Source organism: Sphingomonas sp. DC5200-1 (assembly GCF_049897245.1).
In the GTDB taxonomy this organism is placed as follows: Bacteria; Pseudomonadota; Alphaproteobacteria; order Sphingomonadales; family Sphingomonadaceae; genus Sphingomonas; species Sphingomonas aquatilis.
On sequence record NZ_JAFCVW010000005.1, the window covers coordinates 507195 to 515835 of the forward strand.

An 8641-nucleotide genomic window follows, 5' to 3' on the forward strand; every position below is an offset into this window, starting at 1 on the left:
GCTCTCGCTATGAAACGACATCTATCGGCAATGATAACGTTTCGCAATAGCGTGGACTTGTGCTTCTCAATGCGATATTTGCTGCGGCCTATTCATCGGAGCGGTCGCCTTGGCGAACGAACGCGGCCAGCGAGGCTGATCGAGCATGTTACCATCTGGAAGTTTCACCGGCCGCCGAGGGGAAACGGCGCGTAGGTGGCGTCGGCGGGGAGACGGCGGGCTCCGTCTCCTGGCTGCCATGCCGCTCGGTTATTGCGTCGCCAGTCTCTGGGCGATGGCTCTGGCAAGACTGCTACCGATGTCGAACGAGGCTGCGACAATCACCGCGACGGTGCTCGCGTTCGCGCTGTGCGCGGGGTTCGCGATGTGGGCCTATGCGGCGCGTAGCGGCTGGCTTGCCACCTGGACGCTGCTCGTGTCGGGCAGCGTCGCTGGCGCGATCGTCTGTGCCTCGATCTGGTCGACGGGCCGTCCATGAGCAAGGGCTTCCGTCAGTCGCAGGCCACGCTCCATACCTGGTCGGGGTTGCTGCTTGGCTGGGTGCTGTTCATCATCTTCGTCGCGGGGACGGCGGCCTATTGGCGCGAGCCGCTCAACCGCTGGATGCGGCCGGAGACGCCGCGCGTCGGCCGGCCAATCGACGCACTGGCCGGCGCGCAACGGTTCCTGGCGCATACGGCGCCCGACGCAAAGACGTGGTACATCACTCTTGCTGGCACCGATGGCCCGGGCACGACCGTTTTCTGGCTGCCGCAGCCTGATCCGAATGCGAAGGGCGAGCGGCGACGTTGGCGTGACTCGTTCGCGCTGATCGGCGCGGATGGCGTGCCCGCCGCACGCGACACGCGGGGCGGCGATTTCTTCTACCGCTTCCATTTCGACCTTCACTACATGCCGGTGCTCTGGGCGCGCTGGCTGGTCGGATTTGCCGCAATGATGATGCTGGTCGCGATCCTGACGGGGATCGTGACGCACAAGAAGATTTTCAAGGACTTCTTCACGCTGCGCCGGGAGAAGGGCCAGCGTTCGTGGCTCGACGGCCACAACGCCACCGCCGTGCTCGGCCTGCCGTTCCACCTGATGATCACCTATACCGGCCTCGTCACGCTGGCGACGATGCTCGTGCCCTGGGCGACGGTCGCCAACTATGCCGACAGCACGAAGCTGTTCACCGCGCTGTTTCCCACCGCCGGAGAGGTCATCCGCGCCGACCGCCCCGCACCGCTGGTCGATCTGGCGGCGCTAGTGCGCGACGGCGAGCACCGGCTGGGCGGCCCGATCGGCTTCATCGAGGTCGCCGAACCCGGCGACGCCGCAGCGCGCGTCACCATGACCCGCGCCAGCCGGGCGAGCCTGTCCACCTATGGTACGCGCGTCGCCTATGACGGAGTCACCGGCCGCCCGATCTGGCGATCGCCCCCGCCGAACGGCGCGGTCACGACGTACGGCGCGATGATCGGCCTTCACGCCGGTCGCTTCGGCGACCTAATGATGCGCTGGTTGTATTTCCTGTGCGGACTGGGCGGCACGGTGATGGTCGCCAGCGGCCTCATCCTGTGGACGGTGAAGCGGCGCCAGAAGCTGCCCGATCCGCTCTGGCCGCCGCTGGGTTTCCGCATCGTCGAGCGGTTGAACATCGCAGCCATCGCCGGCTTCCCGCTCGGCTGCTCCGCGTTTTTCCTTGCCAACCGGCTGTTGCCGCTTACGACCCCCGACCGGGCGGAGCGCGAGATAATGATGCTGTTCGCCGCTTGGGGCGTCGCCGCGCTGGCGGCGCTGGGCTTCAAGCCGGTGCGCGGCTGGTCAGTGCTGCTTGCCGCGACCGGGATCGGGCTGGTCGCGGTGGTGGCCTGTGACTTGCTGGTGCTGCACCGGGGCCTCGTCCAGTGGATCGCGGGCGCCGACTGGCCGATGGTCACGGTCGATGCCGTATTGCTCGTGCTGGCGACCGGTTTCGGCTGGACGGCGCGCCGCGTCGCCCGTCACCAGCCCCGCGTCCGCAAGTCCCGCCCGATCCAAACGGATGTTGGTACGCCTCGCCTGCCAGAAGCGGTCGCGACGGAATGATCGTCCTTGCTACCCTGCTTGCGCTTGCCGCGTTCCTGGCGTTCGGTCTTGCAACTGACCGCCATCACGAACCCCGTTTCGGCCGACGCCTGCTCGCCCCGGACGCCCGCCGCTGGCGCCTGGCCGGCTGGACGTTGCTGGCGGTCGCCTTCGTCTTGGCGATCATGGCGCGGGGGTGGGTATTCGGGCCGGTGCTGTGGACCGGCCTGGTCATGGCCGGCGCAGCGTCTAGCTTCCTCTGGCTCAACCTTCAGCCACCGTCACGGAAGGCCAATCGATGAGTGGAGACGATACGAACCTCCGCGATGAGGCCGGGCTCCGAAGGGTCGCCGATATCCCATGGAAGACCGCTGCAATGCTGAGGGCAAAGAATCCACTCAAGGTTTGGCAGTCTGGCAGCCTGTGTGGCCGAGTTCATGTTGCTGGATGATGCTCAGCGATCTTTAGCGCACATCACTATTCCCGGATGCTTAAGCCTTAACGGTACCGCTGCTACTCGTAAACTCCGGGCTGACACGATTCATACTCTGGCGGTTCAAATCGCTTTAGCCGGTCCGCGTCGCGCGCGCCGGTAGGGCTTAAAAGGCATTCGGCCGATTCTTGGCGCCGATGCCACAAAGGCGCGACGTAGATCGGCTAAATTATGTTCGGCCCATAAACTGCAGACGCGAAGCAGAGCTGATAAACGCGTTAGCGCTTCTCCCATTCTTGCTCACGCTCTAGCGACAGCCGATCGCGCCCAGCGGTAAGCAGAGCTTGCTCGCGCCCATTCTCTTTGAAATGCACGGCGAAATCCTGTGCACTGACGTCACCCTCGACTATCCGATCTTCAGGAGACGCGACGTGGCCCACATAGCGGAGGCTGAGGTCGTAATGACTCGACCAGAAAAATGGCGCGTCATCGTAGCCGGCTGGCACCTGTCCTAGCAGGTGCCGAGCCAACCATTGTCCCATGCGCTGCGCCACTACCCAATGCTCTACCCGGATCGAACGCCCAAGACGACGATCGGGTGCGCTGGCAATATCTCCAATGGCGTGGATCGCAGCGTCGGAAGTGCGCAGATGATCATCAACCTGAACGCCCCCGCCATCCGCCTTCTCTGCCAACAACAGTCCGGCGGCCTGGGCCAGTTCCAGCCGCGGTGTGACGCCAATGCCCGCAACGATTAGGTCGCCTTCAACGCGGGTGCCGTCGTCCAACGTCGCCACGCTACCATCCCACCGCGCGACATGACGATCCGCATAGAACGTCACGCCTTTCGCGCGGTGCAAGTCACGCACCATTACCCCAACCTCGTTGCCAGCGGTCTTTTGCAGTGGCAACTCGGTGTCAGATATGACTGACACCTCGAGCCCGCGTGCAATCAACGAGGCCGCGACTTCCAGACCGATGTAGCTCGACCCAACGACGATAGCTCGTGTTGCCTGCGTGCTCGCTGTGATCAGGTGATCGGCATCGCTTACTGTCCGCACCACGTAGACGTCGTTTCGCTCAGCCCCGTAAAAATCTGGGGAGAGCGGTTCAGCGCCGGTGGCGAGGATAAGCGTGTCATAGGGGAGGGTGACACCGTCATCGAATGCCACCTTCTTGTCTTCGCGCATGATCGCGGCGACGCGTACCCCGGTATGGAGGATGACACCGTCCATAGTAGGCAAAGTCATGCCATCACGATCGGCTTTACCGGCAAGATATTGCTTCGAGCAGAAGGTGCGGTCGTAGGGTGCGTCGGCTTCGTCGCTTATTAGGGTCACTGAGGCACCCGCACCGTGCCGCGCCAGCATCTCGGCGCAGGCATGGCCCGCGGCCCCTGCACCAACGATGACGATCTGCCCCATCTCGGGCGCGGACGAGTTCGAAACCCGGATGTCGGCGGACGATGGCGCACCGACCCGGATCACTCCGTCCTCTTCCGTGAGCTCGAATTTTGCCAAGGGCTGAAAGGCAGGCGCTCCAACCGCCTCGCCTGTTGCGACGTCGAATCGAGCGTGGTGCCAAGGGCAACGGATCGTGCCGTCGACCAAGATGCCCTCCGACAGCGGGGCCTTGAGATGCGTACACAAACCAGAAAGCGCACACACTCGACCTTCATGCCGAACGAGCACCACGTCGGTGCCGTTGACTTTGGCCGCGACGATCTGTCCCTCCGTCAAATCGGTTGAGTCAATGCCGTTCACCAGATCACGTTTCACCATCGCCGCGCCCTTCCGTCCAGAGGCCCAATTAGTCCGCGCGCTGCAGCGCTGTTGCGGCCAAATGCTCGCCGATGAACCACACTTGGGGCTCGCCAGTGCGAATGATGTCGCTCACCAGCAGGTCGTTCGTGCCGTCATCGCCTGACTCATCGGCAGCCTTCGCGCCTTCGTGCGCCTCTTCCAGTACGATGCGATGCGCCTCCAGCAATCGCGCGAGCATCGTCGGTACATCCTCGCGCCCCTTTGGCGGACGCGGAATTTTAGTCAGTTCGGCCACATCATGCGGGGTTGCGATGCTAATCCCGCCCAGCGACTGGATTCGTTCGGCAACCATGTCTACTAGCTCGGCTTGCTTCTCATAATGTGCGTCTAGCAGAAGATGAAGCTGATAGAAAGTCGCACCCGACATCTGCCAGTGATGCTTTTTGTATAAGTCGCGCAGCATCATCGTGTCAGCCAGGACTTGATTGAGAATCTCGACGCTTTGCTTGCGCGCGTTGTCTGACAGGCCAAGTGGCAGATCCTTCAACGTGCCGAACGCCTGAATTTCGCGATATTCCATCTGATACTTGGGTTGCGCCTGATCTTTTTTTGCCATGATTTCGCTCCGGTCCCATCGACGTGCTGCCAAAGTGATTGATATGCCTAAGGGTTCCCTTGCATCCATACGGGTCCCAGGCGCACGCACCCCAATAGCGGTCGGACGGGCTCCGTCAGACAAAATGCACTGGCTGTGCTGATGGGCTGCACGGGGTCGGGCAGGAGCATGCCCCGCGCTCGCAAGCCAGCTTCGCCGTTTCGGTACTTGAACTCCTCGCCCAAGGTGATTCGGCTGGTGGTGCTAATGTACGTCCGGTTCCCGCTGTCGCTGAGAAACGTGGAGGATCTGCTGTTCGAGCGCGGTATCGACATCTGCCACGAAACGGTGCGGCTGTAGTGGAACAGGTTCGGTCCGCTCTTCGCCGGTGACATCCGCCGCCAGCGGGTCAGCCGGATGCGCGACTTTCGTCATTGGCGCTGACACCTAGACGAGATGTACGTGAAGCTGAATGGCGAGATGGTCTACCCGTGGCGCGCGGTGAATCACGAGGGCGAGGCACTGGAGACCTATGTCACGAAGACGCGCGACAAGGGGGCGGCGCTGGCCTTCATAAAGAAGGCTATGAGGCGCCACGGTGCACCCGAGACGATCACGACGGACGGCCTGCGCAGCTACGGTGCCGCCATGGATGAACTGGGCTGCCGCGACCGACAGGAGATCGGTCGCTGGGCGAACAACAGGCTAGAAAACAGCCATCTGCCATTCCGACGAAGTGAGCGGGCGATGCTGCGGTTCAGGCAGACGAAGACGCTACAGAAGTTTGCGTCCGTCCACGCCAACGTCCACAACCACTTCAGCCTCGAGCGCCACCTCATCGACCGCCAGACCTATCGCGAACGACGCTCCGCCGCACTGGCGGAGTGGCAGGGCCTTATAAGCTAGGCCGCGGCCTTCAAAGACCGACATGCATCGTGTGAAGAGCGGTTCGCGTTAGACTGACAGCACCCAGTCGGCCAATGAGATCAGAGGTGCGATCGCTGACGTCGGCATTTGATAAGGCCCGCTGTTCGCCGCGTCGCCGGTGAGCGGCAGAAATGTCACACTTTTCGCCGATCCGCGTCCTCGACACGTCGCTTCCAGCGAGCGGATCACTTAACATGAATGAGTGACCGAAGCTGGGAAGCGAGCAGGGCGGCCTGAACGTCCACTTGTGGGTCTCATCGGCCACGGCGCGGCTGACCGTCGCCTGGCTCATTTCGGCCGCACCCGGGGGCCAGCGCTCTCCCAAAACGCGGTCGTTGGGACGCTCGCCACTTTCCCATTTCTCCGTCTCCATCCAGCCGTTTTGGGAAAGTGCATTCGGGAACAGATTTTGGGAAAGCGGGCGCGTCGAACGGCTGTGGTTGCGATCGGCGCGGCGGGATTCCCGTCATTGGTTCCCAATCGGGAATGCCCCTTCCGTTCATAATTGCTGGCACAGTATACAAAATTATGGAACGATGTAGTAACGATCCTTCGGAGACGTACCCGTTGCGTTTGACCTTCGCCATTGGCCTGATCTTCGCATTGAGCGGTTGCACCGCCACTATCGAACAATCGTCACTGCTGCCCACCATGCAGGAACCTGTAACGCCTGCGGTGCAGGTGCTGGCGGGCTACTCTCGGCAGGACCGGATCATCAGCCTGGCAAACCTTGGCGACGTGCATGTCGCTCGGATTAGGAAGTCGGGTAACCGTGCTACGGTGATCTATAGCGGAGGCAACGGGTCGTTTATCTCCAATTCCGGAAACCGGCTGAACGAGCTTGCGAGCGTGACCGGTGCCGACATCGTGACGTTCGATTATCCCGGGCGGGGCGGTACGACTGTGCTGAAGACGACGGATGCACTCATTGCCTTTGGCCCCGCGTTGATGGCGGGCCTGCGGCAGGAAGGCTGGATAGCAGCCGGGCCGCTATACTCCTACGGCTTTTCGCTGGGCGGCGCGACCGCGTCGAACGTAGCCAGGACCGGCGGCTTTGCAGGGTTGATACTGGAGGCGACAGCGGCAGATATTCCGGCGGTCGCTCGCAACATGATCCCGACCATGCTCAAGCCATTCATCCGAGTGAAGGTCTCCGACGATCTTAAGCGGTTCGACTATGGGGGCTATGCCGTCGCCTCCCATACACCAATCCTCGTGATCGCGGGCGATGCAGACAAAACGGTCAGCGCGAAAACAGCAAGGCGTTTCGCTGCTGATCTGAATAAGGTCGGCGCCACGGTGACGTTCGTCGAAGTGCCGGGCGGTCACGGCAAAGCTCTATCGTCACCTCAGGGAGGTGAGGCCGTCGAACGCTTTATGGGAAAGCCAGCAGACTGAAGCAGCCTTTGTAATTCCTATTTCACCATCCTCTGTGAGACAGCCCGGCCGTCTCGATCGCCGTTCCTTTGCGGGAAACCGAACCCCGCGCACCTGCGTGGTTGACACACGCTTGCCGTAATCATGACGGAGGTTGTGGGCGGGGAGCAGTCGCATGTTGGCAATAGTGGTTTTGCAGGAACCGGTCACAACTGCTGAGCAAGTGCACCCGATTGATTTCGATCTACAGTCGATCAAGATTTTGAAGCCATGTTCGCCCGAACCCTCGCCGACAGACGACACCGAAATACTGGTATGTGGCCGTCGTGATGCAAACGGTCGCTACCGCCTTAAGCCTCTGGATACCTCCCGATACGAACCCAACCGACGAGCGGAAACGACCCTTGTGGGCGATCTTAAGGGCGCTGCCGAAACAGAGCAAAAGGAGCTTGCGCCAGGGGTGACGAGCAATCGTATCATGTTCCGGCTAAAGCTGCCTTTCTGAAATCGAGGTGTTATGCTGACTTCTGGCATCAAATATGTCGTATTCATTTCGTGCTCCCTCACCGCGGTTGAATCGAGAGCAGACGAGCTGCAAAACAGGCTCCTTCAGGGCATTAGTAGCACTAACCCTGAAGCGTATAGCTTCCAGCGTAGCATGATACTGGAAAGGACTGGCTCAGCACGTAGAGTGCTTGTGGAGCGCTATGATCCGCGCGGCCAAGCTGGTCAGCGGTGGTCGCTGGTCAGCGTAGATGGACACGCTCCAAGCCCTAAAGACATAGAGCAATCACGAAAATCTAGGAAAGGGAATACCCCGTCGTACCGTGAATTGGCAGAGTGGTTTGGCGCGCCAGCAGTGCGAACTGACACAGCACCTGGATATGTTACCTACCGCTTTAGCCGCTTGCCTGCGGGCGTAATTACGATCGGTTCACATGATGCTTCCGCCGATACCCAAGCGGAAGCAGAAGTGAACGTCAAAGGTAAGGTGCCGTTTGTAGAGCGGGTTCGCTTCACATCCACTAAGAATTTTAGGATAATGATGGTGGCCTCGGTGCAGAGCATTGACATCAGTGCGCGGTATGTTCCCCTATCGAGCGGTTCTATTGTGCCAGCGGCATCCGCAAGCATTATAAATGGTTCCATGCTCGGCAAATCGGGTCGGATTACCACCGCTGTGACGTTCGGGTCGTTCGAGGCTGTCCGATAAAGCGGAATATTATCGAGTGGGATATGCGTTCCCTTCGCGTTTTGACCTGGTTGCCTAACGCGATCATCTATTCCCGAAATTCGATCCTCCTTGGACAGCTCCGGGCGAGCTTTGAGATGGCGCTAGGCATACAGCCGCCTGACTAATAAACCGATCTGGCCCTGATTGGTAAGCGTGGCGTGAGGACCGCAGTTTATGCGGCTTGGGCTGTTGGCTGATCTGTCTGGGGCACCCAGTTCCACGGCATCAGCTCGTCCCAGCGGGTGGCGGGCCAGTCGCCGGCGACC

General features: G+C 61.1%; 8 protein-coding genes and 1 pseudogene. 7 read left to right on the plus strand and 2 right to left on the minus strand.

Features of this window, described 5'->3' with window-relative positions:
- The first annotated feature begins 298 nt into the window (after positions 1 to 298).
- The 3 genes from ACP7A3_RS14090 to ACP7A3_RS14100 are packed head-to-tail and all read left to right on the plus strand — an operon-like array spanning position 299 to position 2348.
- The gene (locus tag ACP7A3_RS14090; RefSeq protein WP_426256029.1) at positions 299 to 478 is read left to right on the plus strand and encodes a hypothetical protein; all 180 of its coding nucleotides are present in this window, start codon (positions 299 to 301) and stop codon (positions 476 to 478) included.
- Positions 475 to 2067: a PepSY-associated TM helix domain-containing protein gene (locus ACP7A3_RS14095; RefSeq protein ID WP_426256030.1), complete on the plus strand. Its 1593-nt coding sequence runs from the start codon at positions 475 to 477 to the stop codon at positions 2065 to 2067. Before ACP7A3_RS14090 ends, ACP7A3_RS14095 begins: the two co-directional genes overlap by 4 nt.
- Positions 2064 to 2348 carry a DUF3325 domain-containing protein gene (locus tag ACP7A3_RS14100; protein ID WP_426256031.1) on the plus strand — a complete coding sequence of 95 codons (285 nt, stop codon included), beginning with the start codon at positions 2064 to 2066 and terminating at the stop codon, positions 2346 to 2348. Before ACP7A3_RS14095 ends, ACP7A3_RS14100 begins: the two co-directional genes overlap by 4 nt.
- Before the next feature lie 409 nt (positions 2349 to 2757).
- Here ACP7A3_RS14100 and ACP7A3_RS14105 read toward each other — a convergent pair whose 3' ends face one another.
- Positions 2758 to 4260 carry an FAD-dependent oxidoreductase gene (locus ACP7A3_RS14105; RefSeq protein ID WP_426256032.1) on the minus strand — a complete coding sequence of 501 codons (1503 nt, stop codon included), beginning with the start codon at positions 4258 to 4260 and terminating at the stop codon, positions 2758 to 2760.
- A gap of 28 nt (positions 4261 to 4288) precedes the next feature.
- Positions 4289 to 4858 carry a Dps family protein gene (locus ACP7A3_RS14110; RefSeq protein WP_426256033.1) on the minus strand — a complete coding sequence of 190 codons (570 nt, stop codon included), beginning with the start codon at positions 4856 to 4858 and terminating at the stop codon, positions 4289 to 4291.
- A gap of 168 nt (positions 4859 to 5026) precedes the next feature.
- On the opposite strand from ACP7A3_RS14110, the pseudogene ACP7A3_RS14115 reads away from it, so the two are divergent.
- From ACP7A3_RS14115 to ACP7A3_RS14130, 4 genes and pseudogenes are all read left to right on the plus strand, one after another.
- Positions 5027 to 5743 (plus strand): annotated as a pseudogene (locus ACP7A3_RS14115) (IS6 family transposase).
- A 588-nt stretch (positions 5744 to 6331) separates the two neighbouring features.
- Complete coding sequence (locus ACP7A3_RS14120) at positions 6332 to 7162, plus strand: alpha/beta hydrolase family protein (protein ID WP_426256034.1); 831 nt, start codon at positions 6332 to 6334, stop codon at positions 7160 to 7162.
- 154 nt (positions 7163 to 7316) lie between these two features.
- Positions 7317 to 7646: a hypothetical protein gene (locus ACP7A3_RS14125; RefSeq protein ID WP_426256035.1), complete on the plus strand. Its 330-nt coding sequence runs from the start codon at positions 7317 to 7319 to the stop codon at positions 7644 to 7646.
- A 192-nt stretch (positions 7647 to 7838) separates the two neighbouring features.
- Positions 7839 to 8354, plus strand: a complete 516-nt coding sequence (locus tag ACP7A3_RS14130; protein ID WP_426278414.1) for a hypothetical protein — start codon at positions 7839 to 7841, stop codon at positions 8352 to 8354.
- Positions 8355 to 8641: the final 287 nt, after the last annotated feature.